General features: G+C 40.3%; 34 protein-coding genes, 1 pseudogene and 1 riboswitch. Of the genes and pseudogenes, 23 read left to right on the plus strand and 12 right to left on the minus strand.

The window, feature by feature from the left end:
* Positions 1–74: 74 nt before the first annotated feature.
* Positions 75–479, plus strand: a complete 405-nt coding sequence (locus AC0YN7_RS14265; RefSeq protein WP_475810670.1) for a MarR family winged helix-turn-helix transcriptional regulator — start codon at positions 75–77, stop codon at positions 477–479.
* 20 nt (positions 480–499) lie between these two features.
* Here AC0YN7_RS14265 and AC0YN7_RS14270 read toward each other — a convergent pair whose 3' ends face one another.
* The 3 genes from AC0YN7_RS14270 to AC0YN7_RS14280 are packed head-to-tail and all read right to left on the minus strand — an operon-like array spanning position 500 to position 3,359.
* Positions 500–1,759: a CapA family protein gene (locus AC0YN7_RS14270; protein ID WP_475810671.1), complete on the minus strand. Its 1,260-nt coding sequence runs from the start codon at positions 1,757–1,759 to the stop codon at positions 500–502.
* A 17-nt stretch (positions 1,760–1,776) separates the two neighbouring features.
* Positions 1,777–2,493 carry an RluA family pseudouridine synthase gene (locus AC0YN7_RS14275; RefSeq protein ID WP_475810672.1) on the minus strand — a complete coding sequence of 239 codons (717 nt, stop codon included), beginning with the start codon at positions 2,491–2,493 and terminating at the stop codon, positions 1,777–1,779.
* Entirely contained in the window at positions 2,493–3,359 is an 867-nt protein-coding gene (locus AC0YN7_RS14280; RefSeq protein WP_475810673.1) for a class I SAM-dependent methyltransferase, read from the minus strand. Before AC0YN7_RS14280 ends, AC0YN7_RS14275 begins: the two co-directional genes overlap by 1 nt.
* 117 nt (positions 3,360–3,476) lie before the next feature.
* Between AC0YN7_RS14280 and AC0YN7_RS14285 the strand changes: the two genes are divergently transcribed.
* From AC0YN7_RS14285 to AC0YN7_RS14335, 11 genes are all read left to right on the plus strand, one after another.
* Complete coding sequence (locus AC0YN7_RS14285) at positions 3,477–3,662, plus strand: hypothetical protein (RefSeq protein WP_475810674.1); 186 nt, start codon at positions 3,477–3,479, stop codon at positions 3,660–3,662.
* 282 nt (positions 3,663–3,944) lie between these two features.
* Positions 3,945–4,172 carry a spore coat associated protein CotJA gene (locus AC0YN7_RS14290; RefSeq protein WP_475810675.1) on the plus strand — a complete coding sequence of 76 codons (228 nt, stop codon included), beginning with the start codon at positions 3,945–3,947 and terminating at the stop codon, positions 4,170–4,172.
* Positions 4,172–4,435, plus strand: a complete 264-nt coding sequence (locus AC0YN7_RS14295) for a spore coat protein CotJB (protein ID WP_475810676.1) — start codon at positions 4,172–4,174, stop codon at positions 4,433–4,435. The genes AC0YN7_RS14290 and AC0YN7_RS14295 overlap by 1 nt, the downstream gene beginning before the upstream one ends.
* 42 nt (positions 4,436–4,477) lie before the next feature.
* Positions 4,478–5,047, plus strand: coding sequence for a manganese catalase family protein (locus AC0YN7_RS14300; protein ID WP_475810677.1), 570 nt, complete (start codon positions 4,478–4,480; stop codon positions 5,045–5,047).
* A gap of 566 nt (positions 5,048–5,613) precedes the next feature.
* On the plus strand, positions 5,614–5,805 hold the full coding sequence (locus AC0YN7_RS14305; RefSeq protein ID WP_475810678.1) for a hypothetical protein: 192 nt from the start codon (positions 5,614–5,616) through the stop codon (positions 5,803–5,805).
* 516 nt (positions 5,806–6,321) lie between these two features.
* Positions 6,322–6,612: a hypothetical protein gene (locus AC0YN7_RS14310; protein ID WP_475810679.1), complete on the plus strand. Its 291-nt coding sequence runs from the start codon at positions 6,322–6,324 to the stop codon at positions 6,610–6,612.
* 13 nt (positions 6,613–6,625) lie between these two features.
* A complete protein-coding gene (locus tag AC0YN7_RS14315) occupies positions 6,626–7,084 on the plus strand; it encodes a type II toxin-antitoxin system VapC family toxin (protein WP_475810680.1) in 459 nt (152 codons plus the stop codon).
* A 308-nt stretch (positions 7,085–7,392) separates the two neighbouring features.
* Complete coding sequence (locus tag AC0YN7_RS14320) at positions 7,393–7,632, plus strand: tyrosine-type recombinase/integrase (protein ID WP_475810681.1); 240 nt, start codon at positions 7,393–7,395, stop codon at positions 7,630–7,632.
* A 64-nt stretch (positions 7,633–7,696) separates the two neighbouring features.
* Positions 7,697–8,044: a hypothetical protein gene (locus AC0YN7_RS14325; RefSeq protein ID WP_475810682.1), complete on the plus strand. Its 348-nt coding sequence runs from the start codon at positions 7,697–7,699 to the stop codon at positions 8,042–8,044.
* Positions 8,041–8,502, plus strand: a complete 462-nt coding sequence (locus AC0YN7_RS14330) for a GNAT family N-acetyltransferase (protein ID WP_475810683.1) — start codon at positions 8,041–8,043, stop codon at positions 8,500–8,502. Before AC0YN7_RS14325 ends, AC0YN7_RS14330 begins: the two co-directional genes overlap by 4 nt.
* A 295-nt stretch (positions 8,503–8,797) precedes the next feature.
* Positions 8,798–8,881, plus strand: a riboswitch (cyclic di-GMP riboswitch).
* 16 nt (positions 8,882–8,897) lie between these two features.
* Positions 8,898–9,053, plus strand: coding sequence for an anti-repressor SinI family protein (locus AC0YN7_RS14335; RefSeq protein ID WP_475810684.1), 156 nt, complete (start codon positions 8,898–8,900; stop codon positions 9,051–9,053).
* A gap of 14 nt (positions 9,054–9,067) precedes the next feature.
* Here the strand turns inward: AC0YN7_RS14335 and AC0YN7_RS14340 are convergent, their stop codons facing one another.
* Positions 9,068–9,397 carry a helix-turn-helix domain-containing protein gene (locus AC0YN7_RS14340; RefSeq protein ID WP_475810685.1) on the minus strand — a complete coding sequence of 110 codons (330 nt, stop codon included), beginning with the start codon at positions 9,395–9,397 and terminating at the stop codon, positions 9,068–9,070.
* A gap of 339 nt (positions 9,398–9,736) precedes the next feature.
* On the opposite strand from AC0YN7_RS14340, the gene AC0YN7_RS14345 reads away from it, so the two are divergent.
* The 3 genes from AC0YN7_RS14345 (at position 9,737) to AC0YN7_RS14355 (ending at position 11,276) form a co-directional block, all read left to right on the plus strand.
* Positions 9,737–10,087, plus strand: a complete 351-nt coding sequence (locus AC0YN7_RS14345; RefSeq protein WP_475810686.1) for a VOC family protein — start codon at positions 9,737–9,739, stop codon at positions 10,085–10,087.
* A gap of 112 nt (positions 10,088–10,199) precedes the next feature.
* Complete coding sequence (locus tag AC0YN7_RS14350) at positions 10,200–10,463, plus strand: hypothetical protein (RefSeq protein ID WP_475810687.1); 264 nt, start codon at positions 10,200–10,202, stop codon at positions 10,461–10,463.
* A 324-nt stretch (positions 10,464–10,787) separates the two neighbouring features.
* Positions 10,788–11,276 carry a pentapeptide repeat-containing protein gene (locus AC0YN7_RS14355; protein ID WP_475810688.1) on the plus strand — a complete coding sequence of 163 codons (489 nt, stop codon included), beginning with the start codon at positions 10,788–10,790 and terminating at the stop codon, positions 11,274–11,276.
* A gap of 147 nt (positions 11,277–11,423) precedes the next feature.
* Here AC0YN7_RS14355 and AC0YN7_RS14360 read toward each other — a convergent pair whose 3' ends face one another.
* Positions 11,424–11,702 carry a GNAT family N-acetyltransferase gene (locus AC0YN7_RS14360; protein ID WP_475810689.1) on the minus strand — a complete coding sequence of 93 codons (279 nt, stop codon included), beginning with the start codon at positions 11,700–11,702 and terminating at the stop codon, positions 11,424–11,426.
* Between the two features lie 411 nt (positions 11,703–12,113).
* On the opposite strand from AC0YN7_RS14360, the gene AC0YN7_RS14365 reads away from it, so the two are divergent.
* From AC0YN7_RS14365 to AC0YN7_RS14375, 3 genes are all read left to right on the plus strand, one after another.
* Positions 12,114–13,388, plus strand: a complete 1,275-nt coding sequence (locus tag AC0YN7_RS14365) for an S-layer homology domain-containing protein (RefSeq protein ID WP_475810690.1) — start codon at positions 12,114–12,116, stop codon at positions 13,386–13,388.
* Between the two features lie 281 nt (positions 13,389–13,669).
* Entirely contained in the window at positions 13,670–14,032 is a 363-nt protein-coding gene (locus AC0YN7_RS14370) for a hypothetical protein (RefSeq protein ID WP_475810691.1), read from the plus strand.
* 117 nt (positions 14,033–14,149) lie between these two features.
* On the plus strand, positions 14,150–14,581 hold the full coding sequence (locus AC0YN7_RS14375; protein WP_475810692.1) for a DUF3888 domain-containing protein: 432 nt from the start codon (positions 14,150–14,152) through the stop codon (positions 14,579–14,581).
* Between the two features lie 134 nt (positions 14,582–14,715).
* Here AC0YN7_RS14375 and AC0YN7_RS14380 read toward each other — a convergent pair whose 3' ends face one another.
* Positions 14,716–15,216, minus strand: coding sequence for a hypothetical protein (locus AC0YN7_RS14380; protein WP_475810693.1), 501 nt, complete (start codon positions 15,214–15,216; stop codon positions 14,716–14,718).
* A 230-nt stretch (positions 15,217–15,446) separates the two neighbouring features.
* On the opposite strand from AC0YN7_RS14380, the gene AC0YN7_RS14385 reads away from it, so the two are divergent.
* The 4 genes from AC0YN7_RS14385 (at position 15,447) to lepB (ending at position 18,040) form a co-directional block, all read left to right on the plus strand.
* Positions 15,447–15,830, plus strand: a complete 384-nt coding sequence (locus AC0YN7_RS14385; protein WP_475810694.1) for a hypothetical protein — start codon at positions 15,447–15,449, stop codon at positions 15,828–15,830.
* A gap of 166 nt (positions 15,831–15,996) precedes the next feature.
* Positions 15,997–16,413, plus strand: coding sequence for a hypothetical protein (locus AC0YN7_RS14390; protein WP_475810695.1), 417 nt, complete (start codon positions 15,997–15,999; stop codon positions 16,411–16,413).
* A 186-nt stretch (positions 16,414–16,599) separates the two neighbouring features.
* Entirely contained in the window at positions 16,600–17,121 is a 522-nt protein-coding gene (locus tag AC0YN7_RS14395) for a peptidase associated/transthyretin-like domain-containing protein (RefSeq protein WP_475810696.1), read from the plus strand.
* A gap of 229 nt (positions 17,122–17,350) precedes the next feature.
* Positions 17,351–18,040 (plus strand): signal peptidase I, encoded by a 690-nt coding sequence (lepB, locus tag AC0YN7_RS14400; protein ID WP_475810697.1) that lies wholly within the window; start codon positions 17,351–17,353, stop codon positions 18,038–18,040.
* Between the two features lie 490 nt (positions 18,041–18,530).
* Here the strand turns inward: lepB and AC0YN7_RS14405 are convergent, their stop codons facing one another.
* The 6 genes and pseudogenes from AC0YN7_RS14405 to AC0YN7_RS14430 all read right to left on the minus strand — a co-directional run bounded on the left by AC0YN7_RS14405 (position 18,531) and on the right by AC0YN7_RS14430 (position 20,757).
* Complete coding sequence (locus tag AC0YN7_RS14405) at positions 18,531–18,653, minus strand: hypothetical protein (RefSeq protein WP_475810698.1); 123 nt, start codon at positions 18,651–18,653, stop codon at positions 18,531–18,533.
* 112 nt (positions 18,654–18,765) lie between these two features.
* A pseudogene (locus tag AC0YN7_RS14410) lies at positions 18,766–19,093 on the minus strand (ribonucleoside-triphosphate reductase, adenosylcobalamin-dependent); the annotation flags it as partial.
* Between the two features lie 422 nt (positions 19,094–19,515).
* Positions 19,516–19,839, minus strand: a complete 324-nt coding sequence (locus AC0YN7_RS14415; RefSeq protein ID WP_475810699.1) for a hypothetical protein — start codon at positions 19,837–19,839, stop codon at positions 19,516–19,518.
* Positions 19,840–19,861: 22 nt separating this feature from the next.
* Positions 19,862–20,134, minus strand: a complete 273-nt coding sequence (locus tag AC0YN7_RS14420) for a hypothetical protein (protein ID WP_475810700.1) — start codon at positions 20,132–20,134, stop codon at positions 19,862–19,864.
* 11 nt (positions 20,135–20,145) lie between these two features.
* A complete protein-coding gene (locus AC0YN7_RS14425; RefSeq protein WP_475810701.1) occupies positions 20,146–20,535 on the minus strand; it encodes a hypothetical protein in 390 nt (129 codons plus the stop codon).
* A gap of 3 nt (positions 20,536–20,538) precedes the next feature.
* A complete protein-coding gene (locus tag AC0YN7_RS14430; protein ID WP_475810702.1) occupies positions 20,539–20,757 on the minus strand; it encodes a hypothetical protein in 219 nt (72 codons plus the stop codon).
* Positions 20,758–21,445: 688 nt separating this feature from the next.
* Here AC0YN7_RS14430 and AC0YN7_RS14435 point away from each other — a divergent pair.
* Entirely contained in the window at positions 21,446–22,360 is a 915-nt protein-coding gene (locus AC0YN7_RS14435) for a Rossmann-fold NAD(P)-binding domain-containing protein (protein WP_475810703.1), read from the plus strand.
* The last annotated feature ends 235 nt before the right edge of the window (positions 22,361–22,595 follow it).

The raw sequence follows: 22,595 nt of genomic DNA on the forward strand, positions 1-22,595 counted from the left end.
TTTTATTCGACATTATGGACTGTTATAATATATAGCGAAAGGTGAAATATGACAGAGGGCAGGTGTGAGAATAAATGGTATCTGATGAATTTACTCGATTATGGATGAAGCTTTCACGCGAGTGGAAAACCAGCTTAGAGCAGTCGCTCGCTCCACTAACAGAAGGACAACTGAATGTGTTGGATTTGCTCCTGCAGCATCAGCCAATGAAGCCGTCTGATCTGCTCCAATACTTGTCAACAACACCTGCAGCAATAACGACTTTACTTGATCGGATGGAACGAAATGAACTGATTGATCGCTCAAGGGATGATAATGATCGGAGAATCGTATGGGTGTCTGTATCGAAGAAGGGTGAGGAAGAGGCTGCGCGCGGTACAGCGATTCGAACCCAATTGATCGAGCAATCGCTGGACCGCATTTCCTCTCATAACCAACAGCTGTTGGTCTACTTACTAGGGAAAGTAGCGAACCTGTGAATAGGTAATCTAGTCTTTTTTTATTTCATAGAATCGAGCCGATTGCGCAATAACTCGTAATTTTGCTTAAGTGTATCGTAGTCGGCTTGTGCAAGTAATGGATCGTCTGAAGTGTTGATCGTCTGTTCAATCGGCAATATGCGATAACGATAAGCACCATCTAGTTTATAACGATGTACCCAGGTAGGTATCGATTCGATTTCGGTTAGAGCGATAGTACCGTCGGTCATATTCTTTCTAACGTTTACTTTGAAAATAACCCCGTAATCCTTCGTATCGCCTCGTTGGTTAGAGATGAAATTTCCCATAGAATAAATGATAAGACCGGTTTTTGGTACGCCATTCTCATCAAAGGTCTCTACGACTTCATAGGGTTGAACGACATGTGGATGTGAGCCTGCAATAATGTCAGCGCCTGCGGCAACGAGTGCTCTAGCTAAATGCTTCTGTTCATCACTAGGTGCTGTCTGGTACTCGATACCGAAATGGAGAGATACTGTAACAAGATCAGCCCCCGCTTCGCGAAGTCTCTTGATATCCTCTATTATTTTCTGCTCTTCTATTAGTGATACTAGATATGGCTTGCCCTCCGGAATAGGAATGCCGTTCGTTCCGTACGTGTAAGAAATTAACCCCATAATGATTCCATTCTTCTCAGTCAGCAGCAATCGGTCAGAATTCTCTTGGGAGGAGGCTGTTCCAACTGCAGGGAGCTCTAGCAATTTAAGATTTTCCAGAGTCCGAAGCAGACCTTTTTCCCCTTTGTCGAGCGAGTGGTTGTTGGCAGTTGTAATGAGGTTGAAGCCTGCTTTTTTGATCGCTTCTCCCAATTCATAGGGCGCGTTAAAGGATGGATAACCTGTATAGCCGTATTCAACCCCAGCAATTGGCGTTTCCAGATTGGCGATAACCCAATCTCCTTGCTTCAAGATAGGAGCGACATCATTGAAAAAGCGATCAAAATTATAGCTTTTCGTTGATTTGTCATAAGAGCCAGGCAACTGTGGTGTATGCATCATAATATCGCCTACAGCAATCCAGACAGCATCCGAAAATACGGGCGCTTGCGGCGTTTCAGACGGCTGAGGGACAATTGTGGATGGCTCTGATGTGGGGGAAGGCGAGTCTGAGGTAGACTCGCCGGCAGCTCCTGGCGGAATAGCTACAGTAAGGTCTGGAGCCCTCACTTGATTGGACGGCATTAGTAAGAGAATGACCAAACCTATTAGAGAAAGTGTTAATAGAATCGAATGAACAATCCAGTGTTTCTTGTGACGCATTCATACATCGTCCTTCCTTATTGCAAACTATTGAACATCTTGGATGCAAGTCCTAGTTGTTCGTCAGTCCACCATGACCACGCAATCGAGCCGCTAGGTATGGATTGGAAGCTCACGATTTCTTTCGTAATAGGGTGGGGAACGGTGACAGAGGTTGACCATAACGCAATATCGGAAATGTCAGCTGTAGGCTTGGCTCCGTACTTGAGATCGCCTACTAAAGGGCATCCGATATGTGACATTTGCGCTCGAATTTGATGCGGTCTTCCTGTGTGCAGTCGTATAGCTAGAAGAGAATAACGACCAGCCTTTGCAGCAACCTCGTATTCTAAAATAGCTTCCTTTGCCTCATCAACAGGCCGGTTGTATACGGTGACCTGATTACGCTTCTTGTCCTTAAGTATATAATGTGTTAAACGTCCCATATGCGCTGCAGGGGAGCCCTGCACGACGCATACGTACGTTTTGCCAAAAACACGGTTTCTGACAGATTCGGAAAGTCTCGACGCGGACTTCGACGTTTTGGCAAAAACCATTACGCCGCCGACCGTACGATCAATCCGGTGAACAAGACCTAGAAACACATTTCCCGGTTTGTTATGGCGTTCCTTTAAATCCTGCTTCAATAGGGTGAGCATATCTGGATCGCCCGTTTCATCCTCTTGCGACAAAATTCCTGGGGGCTTAATGACGGCGAGAAGGTGATTATCCTCGAACAAAATAGGAATGGACATTATTTGGACTCCCAGCGTCCTAAAATTCCGCAAGGCAAATTAAGACCGGACTTTGTGATCGGCAAGCCGATTTCACCACAGTTAATTTCTCCGCCATACTTAGCTGTCATCGTCATATGAAGCAAATTATGCAATACGGAAGGAGACAAACCTGTTGTATAGGAATTAATCAACATAAATAACGGTTTATCCGACAAAATTTCCGTGCAGGATTGTAGAAACGGAAACAGGTTTTCTTCCAGCTTCCAAGTTTCGCCGTTCGGACCGCGACCGTAGGAAGGTGGATCCATGATAATCGCATCATACTGCTTGCCCCGGCGCTGTTCCCTTTGTACAAATTTAAACACATCGTCCGTAATATAACGAATAGGGGCAGACTCAAGGCCAGATAATTGCGCGTTTTCTTTCGCCCATTGGACCATACCCTTGGCAGCATCTACGTGACATACCTCTGCGCCAGCAGCAGCTGCAGCAACGGTAGCTCCGCCTGAATAAGCAAATAGATTCAATACACGAATCGGGCGGCCTGCTGATCTAATTTTGTCCATCATCCAGCTCCAGTTGACTGCTTGCTCCGGGAATAAACCCGTATGTTTGAAGTTTGTTGGTTTGATGTGGAAGGAAAGCTCGCCATAGGAGATAGTCCAGCGTTCTGGCAGGCTTGGGCTCATTTCCCACTGACCGCCGCCAGCGGAGCTGCGGTGGTAATGTCCGTCTGCTTTTTTCCATAGGCCAGTCTCATTTACGATAGGCCAAATGATTTGAGGATCTGGACGGCGAAGCGTATAATTTCCCCAACGCTCCAGCTTGTCACCATCTCCAGTATCTATAACCTCATAGTCGTTCCATTTATCTGCAATATACATGTTTTATCGTAACCCTCTCTTGACTTTGTTTTTGTAATATAATAATGTCATCGCTAATTATATCGAAGCGAACACTGTGAATCAATGAATCGATGAAAATAGAGGAGCAAAAAGACGATGATGAGCTTTGAATGCGAGTGCGGCAACAAAACGGTATTATTTGCAACAGGTGATCGGGACGAGCACGGCAGAGAATTTGTGGAAATTGAAGACGATGAGCGGCTTACTTTCACAATTGGGGATAATAGTGTTTTATTTCGCTGTTCTTTTTGCAAATATACGTATCGACTTGAGCAGTTTTAATGTAAATTTGACTTTTTTATGACCGAAGGATATTGAAAAGCAAATCCTTTAGTTGATAAGGATACTACTGTCCGCAATTTCCGTAAAGAGCTTCGGTGGAACGATTTTAGTTATCGTATTCGTTAAAACAAGTAATTGATAGAGGTTATATTAGATTAGAGCTGTCTTGCGATCATGCAAGACAGCATTTTTTATTTTTGGAAAATCTCATTCATAACGTAATTTTAGTCAAGCAGCCTAACATATATTGGTTCGAAGTACGAAACGAGAGGAGTCTTTTGCATGAATAGTCAGACACGCTATTATAAGCCTTTCATCAGTCCGTTAGATCCCTGTCCACCGATAAAAGTAAAAAGCTTCAATGTTGGTCCGCAATTGTTTATCACCTTTCAGCCTCCTGATTTGCCGCAGTTCAATCCTTTTGAAGCGTTAAGGTACGGCACGCTCTGGCCGGCATTATTTAGTCCTTACGACTCCAAAAACGTCAGGGAAAAAGAAGGTGATTCATAATGAAAATAAAGTTGGATGAAGAATACTATAAGCTGCTGCTTGAATTGCAAGCCGTTGATTTTGTATTAGTAGAGTTGAACTTATATTTAGACACTCATCCTATGGATACAAATGCTATACAGCAATACAACAATTATGCCTTATTAAGGCAGCAGATAGCTCAGCGATATGAGGCACAGTACGGTCCCTTGAAAAACTTCGGACAAAGCTTCTCAGGTGTTCCATGGTCTTGGAATGAAGAACCGTGGCCTTGGCAGGTTTAGAAAGGAATGGAGCTAGCGCGAATCTTAAAGGAGGTACTGTAAATGTGGGTGTATGAGAAAAAGCTGCAATATCCAGTTCGCGTAAGCAAATGCGATCCAATGATGGCGAAGTTTCTATTGGAGCAATACGGCGGAGCGGATGGGGAACTGGCGGCTGCATTGCGTTATTTGAACCAGAGGTATACGATACCAGGCAAAGTTATCGGTTTACTGACAGATATAGGTACGGAGGAATTCGCGCACTTAGAAATGATTGCCACAATGATCTATAAGCTGACGAAGGATGCGACGCCGGATCAGCTAAAAGCTGCTGGACTAGGTGCTCATTATGTGGCTCACGACAGCGCTTTATTTTATGAGAATGCAGGGGGTGTCCCGTGGACGGCGGCATATATTCAAGCAAAAGGGGATCCAATTGCGGATCTCTATGAGGATATTGCGGCGGAGGAGAAGGCGCGGGCAACCTATCAGTGGCTCATCGATTTGACGGACGATGTGGATTTGCAGGACAGCTTGAAGTTTCTACGCGAGCGGGAGATTATTCATTCGCTGCGGTTTCGAGAAGCGGTGGAAATACTTAAGGAAAAGCGGGATGAGAAGATTTATTATTAAGTTTAGAACCTCTCTACAGTGAAGGAGTCTTTTACTTTAGAGAGGTTATTTGTGATGGGACACACCGATCATCTCGAGCCCCTTTGATTGCAAAGGATCAAGCAACATATAAGAAGATCTTTCAGTAAAAAGCATAGAAAGGGATCCGTCGCGGCGGATCCTGTACATCTTCACAAAATAGGGGATTATGTACATATTATTAGCTAATTCGAACAGTAAAATAATCGATGAAGATTATCAGAGAAGAAGGTCTCTAGATTTAGTGGCCTTCTCTTTTTTCTGTAAAATCATGCTCTACCAACCAAAACAAGTACTTGGTCTTTGCTGATGGACTAATATTTGACTCTACCGCCACGTTATCGTGAATTTCAATTGATGATACTACAGTCCCTTCTCAGAGAACATGAAGTAAGATCAACTCCGGAATGAGAGTGCGTTGAACTAAATATATGAAAATAGTGAAATAGTGAAAAGAAGTAGATTTCCACTATTAACCCTTTCAAATTGTCTAATCTGAACATAGATTATAGAATCAACAAAATGTCTAAGAAGAAGGAGTGAAGACCATGAGTTTCCGAACTAAAGCTAAGTCAATGGTGGGGCAAAATGTTCAAGTTACAACTGTCTATGGCACGTTTACTGGTCGTATGCTATTTGTAGGATCAGACTTTCTGACGATGCGTGAAATTGGAAGTCGAAGACGACAAATTATTCGCTTGGCAGAGATCATCGCTTTATTATCGTTATTTCGTTTATAAGCTCTTAATACCTCGAGATGAAGCAAAATAGTTTCGTATTATTAGGTTAGCCATTTAAATCTGGTTAACCTCTATTTTTGCGTTAAAATGAGCATTAGTCGGGGATGCTTGCAGCCCGTTATACAAACTGTTCACCTGCTATTGCACAAACCATGATTGGGCTGGTTGAGCATTGTTCTCGAATAACACGCGAAGCTATGGCCGTGAAATGGTAGTGGGATCCGGTCAAATGGAGTGAACTGTCAATCGAATTTAAGGAGAAATACAACATGATTTGAGCTTTGCTAACGGAGAATACAGGTCAGCAAAATGAACGCCAAGTGAGAAATACAAAGTTACTGGTAGGTGCGTGTACCGCTGGGATTGATTTTATTTCTCCTTCGCCGTCACGTGTTTCCCCAAGACGCCTATCACCTTGCAGGAAGCCAGAAGTTAGCTTTCCATCCGACATTACCCCCTTAAATCGACAAAATTCGACGAATATTTATAAAAGCTATACATAAGGAGTGAATCAAAATGGTGAATAATTACAAACGCTTCATCGAAAAAGTGAAGTCAACCGCTTCCGAATTCATTTCCTCAAGAAGTGAAGAACAAGATGAAGACACAATAGAACTCAATCCGCAATATTTTGTTGAGCTGAAAGCAATCGCCGATAAGCAGCATACGACCGTGCAAGCGATCGTCAATGGAATCATTGTCCAATACTTGGCAAGCGCCCCATACGAATCAACCCCCATCTCAGTGGATCAAAAGGAAGATAACCCGCTTCTGTATTTGGATGGTATTTGCAAACTAGAGGATTAAGGAGTGCTGACATATGGATAACTACTTGAACATTCAGGATACAATTTTTCTGGATGAAACGGCTTTAGCCGCTTTAATGAACCCTGAAGACCCTCGCTATGTGAAAGCCCGATCCCTATTTCTGGATTTGCATGATCTTGAACGTAATTACGTGACGACCAACTCCATTATATTTGATCTTCACGCGTGGCTTCGAAATGAATATAACTATCAGCAGGCAGAATATTTTCTGAATGCAATTGATAAGGCAGTGAGTAGAGGCAAGCTGGAGGTCATCTCCAGCGGACCCGAATTTGAGAGGGAATCGCGCAGACTGCTTATGGACAGGCCTGAGCTTCGTTTCTCGCTCAGCGAAGCATTAACTGCTGTGACCATGTCCTATTATCAGATAAAACGTATCTTTACTTTTAATCGCAATTACATGATGCTTGCCAATTTGGATAAGGATATTCGAATCATTCCATCCAATTAAAGCCTTGAAACAAATACAGCCTGCCCTCTTGAGAGGCTGGCTGTATTTGTTTCATTGGAATGCCGTAAATTGCTTTTTCCGCCGCTTCTAATTACACTCTCATTAACGACGAATGAAACCCTCCAATAACTCCGAAGCGCAAATGATAGTCTCCATTTATCTGTAGATACTGCCTAAGTCAATGATCTTAACAAACGAGCCATGTAGCTTAGGCCATCGAATTCGTTTTGTTCGATCCCTTTTTCACTTTGCCTATGAAGAAACATATTTAACTTCAAACCCGTCTATAAAAATTAAGAGAACCCAAGATGGAGAAGCACATTCCTAAGTTTTTAATCGAGGAAGATGTGATCCATCTGAAGATTTCATGCTTATCCCTTCGAGGACGAGCTTTACTTGAAATCTTGTACAGTACCAGATGTAGAGTTGGAGAGATCGAGAAGATAAACATCGAGGACCTGAACTGGGAGAACTGCATTGCAATTATCAATGGCAAGGGATCAAAGCAGAGCAGGTGTACTTCACGATCGAGTATAAAGTGTGGTTGAAGAAGTATCTGGCAAGCCGTGAGGATTCCTGTAAAGCCTTATTCGTAACCGAAGGAGAATAAACTTGGAGAGCAAATTAACTTCTAAACAACAAAAAAGACAGCAAGAGCGTGAAATTATTGACGAGTATCACAAACTGGTAACTGAACAAGCTCTGGAACCCATGTATCAATCTTTTTTGGAATGGAAATCAGGGGCGTTGCCATATTTCGAACTTACTGAGCAAATTCATCTATTCCATAAGAAGAACCAGGAGATCTACAAGGATTTCGAGTACACAGATCGTAAAGAACTCATTCTTCTTGCCAAGATGAAATTGGGCCGATTAACTGAGGATGATATTTTAGAAAATAAATGGCTTCTGGAACGATGGGGATATGAGGACAAAAAGAAGGGGGAAGCAAGTAAATGAATGATATTTGTATTAAAGAAATTACAAAGAACAATTGGGAAGAAGCATTTGAATTATCAGTACACGAAAGCCAAAAATCTTTTGTTCCAAATATTGCAGAATCACTAGCGTTTGCTTATATAAAACCTTGGGATGAGGCTTTAGACCCTTATGTTTTGTATGAAAATAATAAAATTATTGGTGCGTTTTATATTAGCTATACACCAAACAGTGAGGATAATTATTGGATTGGTGGATTTCAGATTGATAAGGTACTTCAAGGTAAAGGGTATGGAAAACAGTCTCTAAATAAAATTATTGAATTTATAAAAGAAAAACACCGTAAATGTAGGGTTATATCTTTAACAGTAGAAAAAGAAAACGAGCAAGCTATCGATTTATATGAGAAGGCGGGGTTTATATGCCAAAATCAAGAAAATAGCTATCAGCAACCTATATATAAGTTAAAGATTGAATAATTAATACTTTCGACTATTCAACTGACGGATAACGATAGCTCAATAAGCACGAAGAAACGGCAGTTGGTGAAGTGACTGTCGTTTTCTCAACTTGCAGGATAAAGTATGGATACAGCTGTTATAAGTCCAAGAATTTTGAGTATAACCACATACGCTATATATGAGGGGATGGTGGACAAGATGTTAAGATCATCTCACATCATTCTCTGCCGTAGCTTAAAGGCGATGTTCCTGCATCGCCCTTTTTCAATGTGAGTAAATTAAAAAAAATCAGTTGAAAATATCCATAATTGAAGTCCTCATATGAGACGCTGAAATGCGTTTAGTATCTGGGCACCTTAAACGCAAGGAGTCAGTGGTGCAACCGTCCCATAATGAATGGGGGACATAGGATTATGGGACTTGTAAAATCAAAGGATAATCAGGATTTGGAATGGGTAGCCCTAATAAAAAGCGCGCGATCAATGGGGTTTACGAAAGAAGACGTGCGTAAAGTTTTTCTGTGCCTTCAGGAAAGTGATAAGAATGACATTCAAGAAACGGCTGTTTAATAACAAATAAAACGTTATTCACGCTTGATCTTCCACTTGTTAAATTCCAAAAATTCTTTAAACTGATCCTTGCTGACACCAGAGGCCACAGCCTCTCTTACCAATTCGGACCATTCATGTTCAAGATGATCAACCTTTTGCTCAGACTGGTCGATATTCAAAAATTCTTCAACTGTAACCTTTAATACAGCGCTTACCTTTTCGAGAAACTGAATCGAAGGATTTTGTTGAAGACCTCGTTCAATGGAGCTTAAATAAGATTTCGCGACACCGGCTCTTTTGGAGAGCTCGGTCAGTGATAAGCGATTTCTCTTGCGTAGCATCTTAATACGTTCTCCGATCATTGCAACCCCTCCGTCCTCACATCATTGTTGACTACCATCTATTAAACGAACATTAAGAAACCACTTAACACGATATAAGTAGATGATTCGAAATAGTTGAAAATAGTTCTATGCTATATGATTCGGAGAGACCTGAGTGAATAAGGGTGCCACAGTGGTATTTTCATATTTTCTGTCAAAAGAAAATAAAGTCTTAGCCAAAAATTAAGTGTTAGACAGACGTTGCTTCATTAAGCTTACTGACAGTTTAGTTAAATGAACGACATGTATCAATTTAGTGCTTAATTTTGTATTGTTTAGATATATGTGGAATTATAATCTAATGAGGTGGGGATATTGATGGGAACTTCAACAAACGTTATCACGAATCGAGTAACCGAAATTTATGTTCATGTTAGTGATTATGAACAAGCAATGGTTTGGTACACGGATGTTCTAGGCATTAATAAAAATTCCAATGGTGGATTAGATATGGATGGTGCCCGAGTATTGCTGATAGAATCGGACAAGAAAAATCCGACGACTCATGCTGTATTTAGCTTATTTTCCCCAGATATTAATGCCTCGCACGAATCATTACGATCCAAAGGTGCCCGAGTTGATGAAATTTGCTATTGCCCTTATGAGAAAACAACTAGCTTTCACGTAACTGATTCAGAAGGATATTTAATCCTCATTAAAGATTGTTAAAATAGTTTACGAACGGGCAGAATAGCGCAACTTCCAACTACTGGAATCGTATAAGTAATTGGTGAGTTTGCGACCATACATTTACAATTTAGTGTTTTTAAGGAGTGAGAAAATGAGTGTTTACTCGAAACGCATCAGAATAATCATTGTTGGTGTTGTTTTAACCATTTGCGTAGTGGGAGGTACTATGGCGTTTCAAAGCGATGCTAAAAGAACGATTAATCAAAGCCTCACAAATCCTCCTAGCTATCCTGAAAATGAGAATGGACAGACATACGGTACTGCTGAAGAAGCCACCTCCGTTGAAATGCTATCTGATTTAATCTATGGAGGATTCTTTGTTGACGATGGACCTTGCAGTTCTATACAAGGGTAACTCTATCTCTTGCATCAACTGCATGAATGCTTCAGGGTCCCCCTCTTTGGCTTTGACGACATTAGGATCTACATGCAAAGGTTTACCTGCTTTCTTGACTAGAAATTTTAGTAGGTTCGTAACGTTACGTATATATTAGATCGGGTAGGTAGCTAGAAGGTTACATGGAAAAAAAACGTATTAAAGGACACCGAAATAGGCCAAGAATATGTTCCAGTGGCCGATGATGACTAAGCTAACGGGTAACGATAGCTCAATAAAGACAGTTGAAGGCAGCCGGCTTCTTGTGATCGGCTGCCTCTTCTCAACTAACGGGCAGGAGAGTTGAATACATTCAGCGAATTCATTATAAGAAAAACACCATATTATGGAGGTGATGATATAAATAATACGAATAGTAAATTTTATTCGGGAGATTTGACTAACTCTACTTTTGAAAATGCTAACCTAAATGATACAACAATTAGATTTGCAAATATGAAAAAAGCCCAGATCATTCATGTTGACTTAACAGGTTCCACCGTACGAGCAAGCAATTTATCAGATGTAAATATGGAAGGTAATGCATGGTGGGATATGCATATGAAACAGTGTGATGTATTTGGATTGAATTTTGAAGCTGGGACTTTGGCGGATGCAACGATCTCCAACTCGCATCTGATAAATCTAACAATAGATAACTGTGTAATTAATGGATTAAGAATAAATGGTGTCTCTATAAAAGAGTTGATTGAGAACCATCCCGATTTCCGATTTAATGGTGAATCAGTTCCTAAAAACACACATTATAACGAGGCAGGAGAACGTATTTAATTATTACGCTAACGGGTAGGATAACGCAATAGTTCCCAGAGTATATTACTTTTGAGGTGATGTTAAGCGGGTATATTATTTCTGCTTCCTTTGGAGATTTATTGGTGGAAATAGCAAAGAGGGGCGGGGACCCCTCTTTTTTGTTGCCTAATTCAGTTTTGTAAAGTACCTTATCTCTTCTTTATCCGTGTAAAAGGCAACTGAGACGTATAGAGATAACGCTGATTTATTTGTAGTTAATACCATGAGATTAGCGTTTTGTAGCTGATGAGACTTGAGATATATCAAAGCTTGTGTAAGTGAATGCTTGGCAATCCCACACTTCCTCCATGGTTCACGGACAAAAACATCCTCTATAACACCTCGGTCTTCTTCTTGCCATACCATCAGTCCGCCAACAATGGTGTCTGATTGACGTATTACCATGGATGTCCATAGTTTGTTTTTCTTGTATTCAAATAACCTATTAACAAAGTTTCCATTAATTGATTTGCTCTTAAGAAAAGATAATGATAGACGTTATCGAGCACGTTAATGATGCTAACTTGCCCCTTAGCGACCAATTCCCCATTTTCAAATACGCAAAAAACGTTACTCCAATTATCTTCGTCTATCCTCTGATCAGAGAATAACAATAACAATATTAATGATTATGAATCCGCGTAAATCGTGTTTTTTTATGGAGGAATGTCTTAAGATCAAGTATTTCTTTATTAGCAGTAACCTGAATTGTCTACCCAATACTTACCTTTGCAATATGAATCAGAAAAGAACATACTGTTTAACGTCGACGAAATTTATCTAGTATTTTTTATAGTAATAGGGGGAAGAAGAATAATGAAAAAGATTCTTATAAGTGCGGTACTAGCCACTTTAGTATCGGTATCAGCGGTTACAGCAGCTTTTGCTGAGACAAAACCGAATTCGTTTATCGACATTGATAGTTCATATGCGAAAGAAGCGATTCAGAATTTGCATGACAAGGGCATCATCAATGGAGTAGATACGAAGGGACATTTTAATCCGAAAGGCACCATGACTCGCGCTCAATTCGTAACGATCATGGTAAAGTCATTGGGTCTTAAAGCAGATGCAACAGCATCCTCATTTAAAGATGTTACTGGTTGGGCACTTCCTTATGTGGAAGCCGCTTATCAGGCAGGTATCGTAACGGGTGTCAGCAAAGATAAGTTTGATCCAAATGCCACTGTAACAAGAGAAATGTCAGCTAAAATCTTGGTTATGTCGCTCCAAACAAAGGGGACTCTTGATGAAGAGGATGCTTCCATTACTTTCAAGGATGCAAATAAGATTTCTAAATGGGCAATGCCTTATATAGGACTTGCTCAAAAGTATGACTTGATTCATGGCTTACCAGATGGAACTTTTAGCCCCAAAAGCCACGCCAACCGCGAGATGGGTGCTACAATGGGCGCAAACCTGCTGAATGCATTTGATGTTGTAGCTGCACCTGCTATTAGCAACGTTAGCATAAAATCCAGTAACTCTAACACTTCGTTTGCAAAAGTTGGAGACACCGTAACATTAACGTTCAACACAACTGAACAAGTTACAAAACTGGGCAATTTTAAAATAAATGGAAGCAACCCAGCTACCTTTACTTCCGAAGGCTCAGAAAAGAAATGGACAAATACTGCAACTTATATTCTCGAAAATTCTGATCCAGAAGGTATAGTTAACTTCCAAATAAATGTAAAAAATAATGCAGGGCTTTATTCCGTAACAACAGAAGCAACTAACGATGGTAGTTCCGTAACAGTACTTGCCGCTCCAGTAATCAACAATGTAAGCTTAGTATCGAACAATGTAGATCCAACAAAGGCAACAGTTGGTGACATAGTTAACCTGACTTTTACAACAAATCAAGAGGTATCTAAACTTAGCAATTTCAAGATTAATAGCGGTAATCCAGTAAGCTTTACCTCCACAGAACAACCAGATCACACTTGGAAAAACGTTGCAACTTATATGATCGATTCTTCGGATTCTTTAGCTCCGATAACGTTCCAGATCAACGTGAAGAACCTTGTTGGTCTGTATTCCATCACAACTGAAGCAACTACAGATGGAAGTTCTGTAACTGTATACTAATCATAGAGGATCTTAAAGGTCAAGACTTCGGTCTTGGCTCTTTTTTTGTTGTTTGAAGTGAATGTATCATCATGAAATAATCTAGCCAGTGTACGTGATTACCTAGTAATTACCGATACTGGCATTTAATAATGTCTCCTAACCAAGTACGAATTTTGTTAGCATTATTCAACTTTTCAAAGGCGGTCACTTGTTGTTAAGCTAACGGGCAGGATACTTTGATGCTGCCTCGAATATACAGTGGAAGCGAATTAGTACGATATTAGCGAGGGAACAAGCCGATGGGAGTTAATTCAAAGGGCAAACGGAAGTTGGAGTATAGCGGCAGGACTTATTATTGGAATGTCCAACAAGATGCTGAAGATTATGGACGAATCAATCTTAGTATCGTTTCAGATGATAAGAAATTTATTGTTTCATATCATGTAGCACAAACTAACCATGATAAGGTACCGCATATTGTGGTAAAAGGTATCGAGTTTGGAGGATTAGAAAATCATTCTCGTCAAGGTTGGGTAAGAGTACAAACTCCAATTTGGGATGATCACATTGTTACACCAGGTCTTGTGAAGACAATTATCGAATGGTGCTTGTTTCGGAAGGATCAACTGACTTTTGTTGATTGGGAAGGCAATCTAATTTAACCTTTAGTATCTTAACTGATTAAGCTAACGGGCAGTTTAGATTAATGAATACACCTCTCTTTTCTGGACAGATTAATCTATGTTTGGTGGATTAAGGTAAAGGAAGGGTCGAGGTTCTTGAGGGTAATAATATGCTTTGTAATCCTATTCTCATTGGTTGGAACGCAATTTTGTAATGCTGTTGATGAGAAGCCACTTAAGGACTCAAGAGAATTGCAACTTCAAGATATGCTCGTATTGCTTTTGCTTCCTCATATGAGAGAGAAACTTGCTGAGGCGTATTCTGATATATTTTCTGTACCAGGTTCACCCGATATATATCCTTATTTTGTTGATGTGAAGGATATAAAAAGGGTTAATGGCTTCCGTGGTTTTGATTTTTTGATTACTCTTGATGTACGTCCAACAGTTGGACCTCATATCCCTGTCGGTGAAGATGTTTTTACATATCGAATCTCGGCAGCTGGAGTTGAGCTTAAAAATTTTGAACATGTTAGAGGACCAGATAAGAATGATTTCCCCCCAAATTATCAAGATCTTTTGAGGTAACGGGACACGTTAGTTCAACAAATAAGGGGTAGTTTGCTGCGGCAGCTGCTCCCTTTCTTTATTAAGCTAACGGGCAGAATTCTTCAAAACTGCATAAAAAAAACCTGCAATTTGCAGGTTAGAGTTAGTTATTGTTATTCCTTCGGTTTAAACACAAATGACTGTTTCCATGTTCTGGATACTTTCTTGCCCTGAACTATTTTGCCCTGGTCTTTTTCTGACTCCCAGTACACAACGATTTCAACTTCGTCGGATTTTACGGAAACGGGTAAATTGTTATGTATTGTCAATTCCTTTCCGTTTTCCCAACTAGAAGTGGTAGGATGTAAGGAAGTTAATTGTAATTTAGTTTGTGAATTGGGTTCATTTCTATATGCCTCAACCTTTACATTAAAAGCTTTCTCTTCATGATTCTTAACGGTTAAGCTATACATATCAAAAACACCAGGCTCAGGCTTTCTTATGTTAGGTCCATCAAGTATAGGTTCACTAAGTGTAACAGACCATTGTTCTGATGTTTTGGTAATTGGTTCATCAAACAATTGATTTACCCCAGCTGCGAATGCTTCATCGAAAGTTGTTCCTAAAGTTATACTGAAGACAAGTAATAATAAACAGGCAATGTTTCTAATCACTGTAATACCTCCAATTGATTTTTGATTTAAAAATAATGTCCCCTATTAAAGATAAAATCACTCAGTGTGGTAAGAATTTGAAATTCATCCTGTTGTTACACTAACGGGTAACGATAGTTGAACACTGAAAGGGCTACCATGCGGTAGCCCTTCGTTACGCTAACGGGCAGTTTACGTTAATGAACCATCTTTGAAAAGAGTGTAATATATGCTTATTGGGGAGGTGCCAAATGATTATCATTCATGATAACGAGATCACATCTTATCAGGTTGATTTAAAAAATCACAAAATAATTCTAAATACAGAAGCATCTAATAACTCCGAGCAAGTGGAAGTTTCATTTGTAGATGTATTAGCTCATCAATTCGAAACCCAATTAGAGGGTAGTATTATCTTGGACATTCAAGAAAATGGGTTAAACCTATTTTTTAAGGAGAACAAAGAACTTTTGGAGAAACAAAAAAACTATTGTTGGCCGTTGCACTATGACAGCATTGATGAATTATCTGATCGGCTTTTGAAAGAAGGATATCAGTACTATGTGATCCTGTCTTCATACGGATTAAATGGTTGGGTTGTAGCAAAGCAATTTGACATTATTAGAATCGTGTAAGAGAGGTGGAACTATCCAGCAGGACAGTCTGTTATGCTAACGGGCAGGATAACGGAGTAAATCGAGATACGATATAGGTGTGCTAATTGCTCAAAGTGAGGTATCTAATCAATGGGACTGTTGAATAAAATTGAAGTCGTACCGATGAAGAGTGAGTACTGTAAAGTTGAACATAACACTATCGTCATTGATTGATGGTACTCCTCTGGATATATTGCTTCACAAGTATTATCCTTCAAATAACCTTCTGGGAATGATCCCAACAATTATTGATTGGGTCTACGACTCGAAAGAGAAAGAATGTATTAAAGGAAGGTTTAATTCAGCAAGTAAAGAGGTTGTGTTGCCAGTACTAATGTGCCCAGATGATTGCGATTTGTCGTGTACAGTAATTGTAGCAAATGTAGTTAAAGTCAATGGGTATATTATCTGGAAGCAAGTCGGTATTGATATGAGTACAAGGGAAGATATGCTTTTGGGATGCGAAGGAATTGGTTCGAAAGTTGATTGGCTTGATAAGATCCCTCCAATGACTTTTGAGGAAGCACAATATAGCTCTAATCTCAGTAAAATTTACGATTAAACTAACGGGCAGTATAGCGTAATGATTTTCCTCATTAAGGGAAGACTATCCCAAAAAAATTGAGGTGGAATAGTGATAAGTAAATTGTCCGTAATGTTGGTTCTCTGCCTTCTGGTAAGTGCCTCCACTGCTTTTGCTGATTCATCTCCTACTGATACACCCTCAAAAGGTTACGTTGAAGCAATTATGTATTTTAAAGTATCTTCTGTTATCGACGGATACGGAACGAAGAAGAAACCATTTAATGATGAATCATTTAGACCTATACCTAATGCGCGTCTAATTATAATTGATTACAAGGGAAATATTGTTGCAAATGGCTTAACAGATAGTAAAGGGCAGTGGAGCATCAAAATAAACACTCCGATCGATCCGCGTTTTCCAACTAAGAATATGGGTCTAGTGACTGTGATTACGGTGGCAGATGGGTTTAATGAATTTATTAATTTCGATGTCCCAGTAAACAAGCATGGAAATAGAACAGGTAAGGCAGCAATTACTCTTAGACCGATTAAACCTGACACTCGGAATGAACCGTCATTCGATGCTGGGTTTCATCGGTTTACGGTATTTGAAATGTTAGATTACTATGCGAAGCAAATTGGACTTGTAAAACAGAAACAGATTCAAGGAGCAGAAGGCTTCGGTGAGGTCGATATGCCATGGAGTGCAACATTGAAAAAGAGCACCGTTAAAAAGGAACAATAGTTTAGCTGGAGTAAATACTTTTGCTCTATATTCAAATAGGCACGACACGTTAAGCTAACGGGAAACGATAGTTGAACAACGAAAGGGCTGCCATGTGGTAGCCCTTTATTACGCTTACGGGCAGATCGACTAAATACATTTCTGATAATTTCGGATGTTCAGAAATTTGTTGGAATTAATTGGAGAATTATCTATTTTAATGAGTATTATCAAATTAGGGGGGATTCCAATGAAGAAGTCACTAGCGATTGTATTCTTTTTTCTGTTCGTTCTTGGCTGCGAAGAGCAAAGTATTACTGACCTAATCACTCAAGAGTCGCCAGAAACAGTTGAAATGAAACAGGACCTAATCGCTGTTGAAAACCATAACGATGGGATGGCACGTCGCAACTTAGAATACATCTCTAAAGACAAAGGGAAGATAGCTGTCGACCCGAATTATTACAATCAGAATGATATTAATCGCGGCGATGTAATTTACTATAAAACCCCTACAATTGATAATAATAAATATCCACAGCTAAATCCGCCCGAGTATAATATCGCAAGGGTTATAGCTCTTCCAGGCGAAGAAATTGAAATAAAAAAAGGCCAAGTTTATGTTAACGATAAGAGGTTAGATACCTTTTATGGTAAGGCTCTCAGTTGGGGACTCGAAGAAGAAGAGTATTTTAAAACAGTCAATAAGCCAGGTTCAGCTCAATGTGATGAATCATGCCAGAAAACCATGAATGAATACTTTAACATGGAAATGGATAAGGTTAAAGTGCCTGAAGGACATCTCTTTGTTATGGGAGATACGTGGTGGAGAAGTATTGACAGTCAAATCTATGGTTCTTTGCCTGTCACCACTATCAAGGGAAGGGTAATGGGATATGCTAGTAACGGACAACTTTCAGAGTCTACGATTAACAAATAGTAAGCGATTGGACTAACGGGAAACGTTAGTTCAATTCACCGCTCTTATTATGGGCGGTTTTTATTTTGGTCAAATAACCGATACAAACAGAAAATAAGCCGCTGGATGCTTTCCGTTGCGGCTTATTTTCTTTGCTATATATCGCGCCTTAGATCACGAGGCGGTCGACGTTTATTTGTAGCTAGTATAAGAATTTGCCCCTCTAACTTGGATACTGACGTTTTGTTTACATGATGGGCATGGCATCGTACTAGTTGTCGTACTCTCACTATCAGCATTGCTGTTAGTGGTTTTAAGCTTTCGTCCGCATGGGCAAACAGAATCAACTTTCACATAATTAGCCATTACCTAACACTCTCCCCCTGATGGTATGATTTAATAAGGCGACTCTCTTTGTTACGTCCATATATTACCATCAGCCGGACGAGCTGTCTATCCTCCATCGTCCGGTTGCTCATCCAGCGGCAGAGGAATCTTACCCCAAGTCTCCCTAACGATGTTCCCGGAGCATAACGCGACCATCCTCCAGCGGTATGATCTCGACGCTCGGACTTGGCGGATTATCCAACTGCTCGCGCGCCTGATCCTCATCTCGTGCCTCTCTCCCGATCATTTACGCTGCCACCACCGTTTCCGTTGCTTACTGTATGTATCGACCGACTCATGTCTAGGATCAATACCCTGTTCGTATCCATCCCCCTCAGCAGACGCGCATAGCGCCATCACACGCCATTCTCAGCGCCACCGACCCAAAGGAGTACGGCCACTAAGAAACTGTTTCAAATTGAACATATTATGGAACAGCAGCTGGGCCTCCTTGCGTAGCCCTTCCACGTCCGTCGTGTGGCCGATTTTATTCGTATTCTTATAAGCAAGCTGAACGTTAAATTCGGACGCTCTGCGAACTGTTTCCTTCCATGTTTCGCGACGACCCTTCCCCGGTAAGTACCTGGAATACGTGCGATAATAAACGAACTGCCCCAATGGGAGCATGTGATCCGGAATATCCGGGTATTGATCGACGAAATTATCCGTCAAGAACTGCTGAACCATGCGCGTTGCCTCCTCGAATTGTATCGTGTATCTAATAACGGGGACTGTTCGCGCATGTGACAACCCTCACTATAAAAAAGAAAGTATCCAGTTTTAAACACAAAAAAGGCCGCCCCGAAGGACTGCCCTAAAATTTGCTAATATGGTATACTTACGAAGTACATTTACTTCATAAGGGTGACTGCAAGTGGGTAACCCAAATAAAAAGCCAACGGGTTATTAGGCCCCTTGGCTTTTTTTAGATACCCCGTCGGAAGCGGAGTCGTCGAGCAAAGAAGTAACACCACATTATAAGTATACATCATGTCGCTACTATGGTAAAATTATCACCTTACCTCCTTTTTGTTTGTTGTTTTCCTTACAAATTACTACTTTACAAATAGGTGAAAAAAGGGCTTCCTTAACGGGGAGCCCTTTTTTAGTTAGTTCTGTTCGACCCATCTTTTTTGAAGGGACTTATGATGGATCTCATACCCGACGAACGCTCTATCAATCAGCTCTTGTTCATTTACAACAGCTAACATATGAGAATAGTTAACTTCGGCCATCAATCTGATACCTATATTCATTTGATTTATGTAATCAACTTCAGTAATATTAGCGCCTTTCATAACCAGCGTTTCAAGGCCCGTGGCCATGACGAATATGGCAAAGCCATGCTCCCATTTATCAAGCAAACCAGCCTTTTCTTCCTCGCTCATCGGTACGCCTTTTCGCTTTAATCTCAATTCGACAACGTTACTCACTTTATGTAACCCCCTAGTTGTATTACCTACTGAATACCGACGCTATAATTATAAATGCTAAACTGGACGCTATAATGCTAAGCCCGTAAGAGGTAAGCGTATACTGAATACGTACCTCCTTACGGTAAGTAAAGCCACGAATGAATGTAGCTACAGCAATTGTGATAAAGGCAGCGGACACCAAGAAACCGAATGTTTGTCCCACGTCCTTAGTTAGTAATGCGATACCGAAGCTTAGAGTTGCGATTCCGGCACCTGTCAATGATCCTAGTTTAGCTTCTCTGCTCATTTTCATGTTGTTTCCCCTTAAAATCCATATTCCTCACGCAAACAATCCTCAATCCTAGCTTCTATGTATTTCCTTATGAATCTTTCACGAGCTACCATGTCTTCAACTTTACGGAACCAACTAGTCTTACGCATTCGATCAGGTACCGGTTTAGCGTTCCAGACTGCTTCAGCTTCATCGTGCAGCTTACTTTCTACCCGGCGTTCAGTAATTCTCTCATTGAACCTGTCACGCCGTTGCTGTGCTGGATCAGGCAAAGCTTGAACTGTAGCTGCCGCCGCATGCTGTGCCATTGCTTGAAATTCAGACCGAAGACTAGCCTTCAGTGCTTCTATATCTAACACTTGTGACTCACTTGTAGCTTCAATTGCTTCAGGAAACGGTCGCAATTCAAATTCATTGGGCAAAGCTTAGAAGATCGCTTCTAACGCCAAGGGAGGTTTATTCTCTCGGCGATCCCGTATGTATTGTGCAATCTGTAGATCCAGTTCGTCATATACCTTTTCATTCCCAGCACGTCCCACATAATGAACATGGCTATCCTCCAGCTGTTTGAACCAACCATCTACCGTGTTTCCGTGCTTCCCAACCTTCTTGGCAAAGTCTCCAATACGCCAAAACTGATCCACTCCATACAAACCCCTTATGTATAACAAGGGAATTACATGTAGACCACAGACCACATGTAGACCCCAAATTGTAGAGCACATAGGGAATACATTCCACATGTAGACCACATTTCCCTGCAAAAGGCTATGAGTCGCCGTCAGATCAATCAGATCCTAATGAGTAAGCTAATGGGCCATTTGATTGATTCAGGAGCAACTGAGCATACTGCTGGATCATTAAGCTAACGGGCAGTTTAGTTGAACAAGATAAGTGGAGGTTTTATGTCGCATTTGACCCAAAAAGCGCATCAAACACGCCTCGAGGCAATAAACACTATTATATCGGCGCTTTCTCGAACTAAAGTAACCGCCAGCAATAATAATGGCTACAACAATTAATATCCACCAAGCGAGACCCATGTTAACACCACCTTTTTGAGTATTATATCACAAATATTGTAAGTGGAAGGTTTAATGCCTAAATATGAAAATAGATTTAGTGAACAGTACAACGATATTGTGTAATAAAAGAAAGCGTGCTTATTCAACTAACGGGAAACGATAGCGGAGGAGCTTCCATTGTGGTAGCTCCTCTTTTCTATTGAACTAACGGGCAGGATACTTCCAATCGTTGACATCTTATTTAAGCTGTTATAATGTATATAAATATACGATATTATGTATAAATATACATAGGCGGTGGATAGATTTGAGCAATCACGTATTGTCCTTAGAGGAATTTGATAAAGCTACGCTGTTTTCTATAATCAAAAATGGCATTGCGGTAAAACAGAATCCTCAACTTTTTTACCAAGCATGTGAAAAAAAAGGATTGTTAATGCTTTTTCAAAAGTCTTCAACTAGAACCAATTTATCTTTCCAGTCTGGGATTAATCGGATGGGTGGTTATGCTGTAACCATGGACTGGGATTCCAGTAATTTTAGCATCTCACCTATTAAGTATGAGGCTCGCTATGCGTCAAGAAACTGCGATGTAATTATGGCAAGATTAAAAAACCATTCTGATTTAATTGAACTAGCAACACATTCTAGTGTTCCGGTCATAAATGGTTGCTGTAATAAATACCATCCATGTCAGGCATTAGCTGATTTGATGACAGTGTATGAAGTAAAAGGCACCTTTTCAGGTGTGACTATAAGTTATGTTGGGATCCACAATAATGTAGCAAATTCACTAATAGCTGGTTGTATGACGTTAGGGATTAAACTTTTATTAGTTACTCCTTTAGTGAATGAAGTCTCCTGGGATGAAGAATTAATGAAAAGAGCATATATGAGCGGTTATGTTGAAAATTTGAAAAGTATGGCTGAAGCAGTTAGCAAAACTGATTTTTTATACACAGATACATGGGTGGATATGGAGTATTTCAATGATTTAAGTTATCAAGAAGAGAAAAATAGAAGGATTCAAGAAATGATGCCTTTTCAAATTAACAGTAAGAATTTAAGTGGGTACTCTCCCTACATCATGCATGACATGCCTATTCATCCTGGATTTGAAATTGAAGAAGATATGATTGAATCGGGCAACTCCATAATCTACCAACAGGCTGAAAACAGGATGCATGCTCAGAAGAGTCTGTTGCTACATTTACTTCAATAATCTTTTGAATGAATATACACTGAATTTTAGTAAGTTATGTTACAAATACTGATATAGTTGATTGAGCTAACGGGGAACGATAGTTCAACCATTACACAGCGGCAGCCGGCCAAACAATCGGCTGCTTTTTTAAGTTTTGACACCCTGGCACGCATGTTACCCACCCCGCACGCCAACGGTCATTTTGCCAAAATGTGAATATAGTGTATTAACCAGTTAAAGGGGGTTTTACCAT

Source organism: Paenibacillus sp. J31R122 (assembly GCF_056269185.1).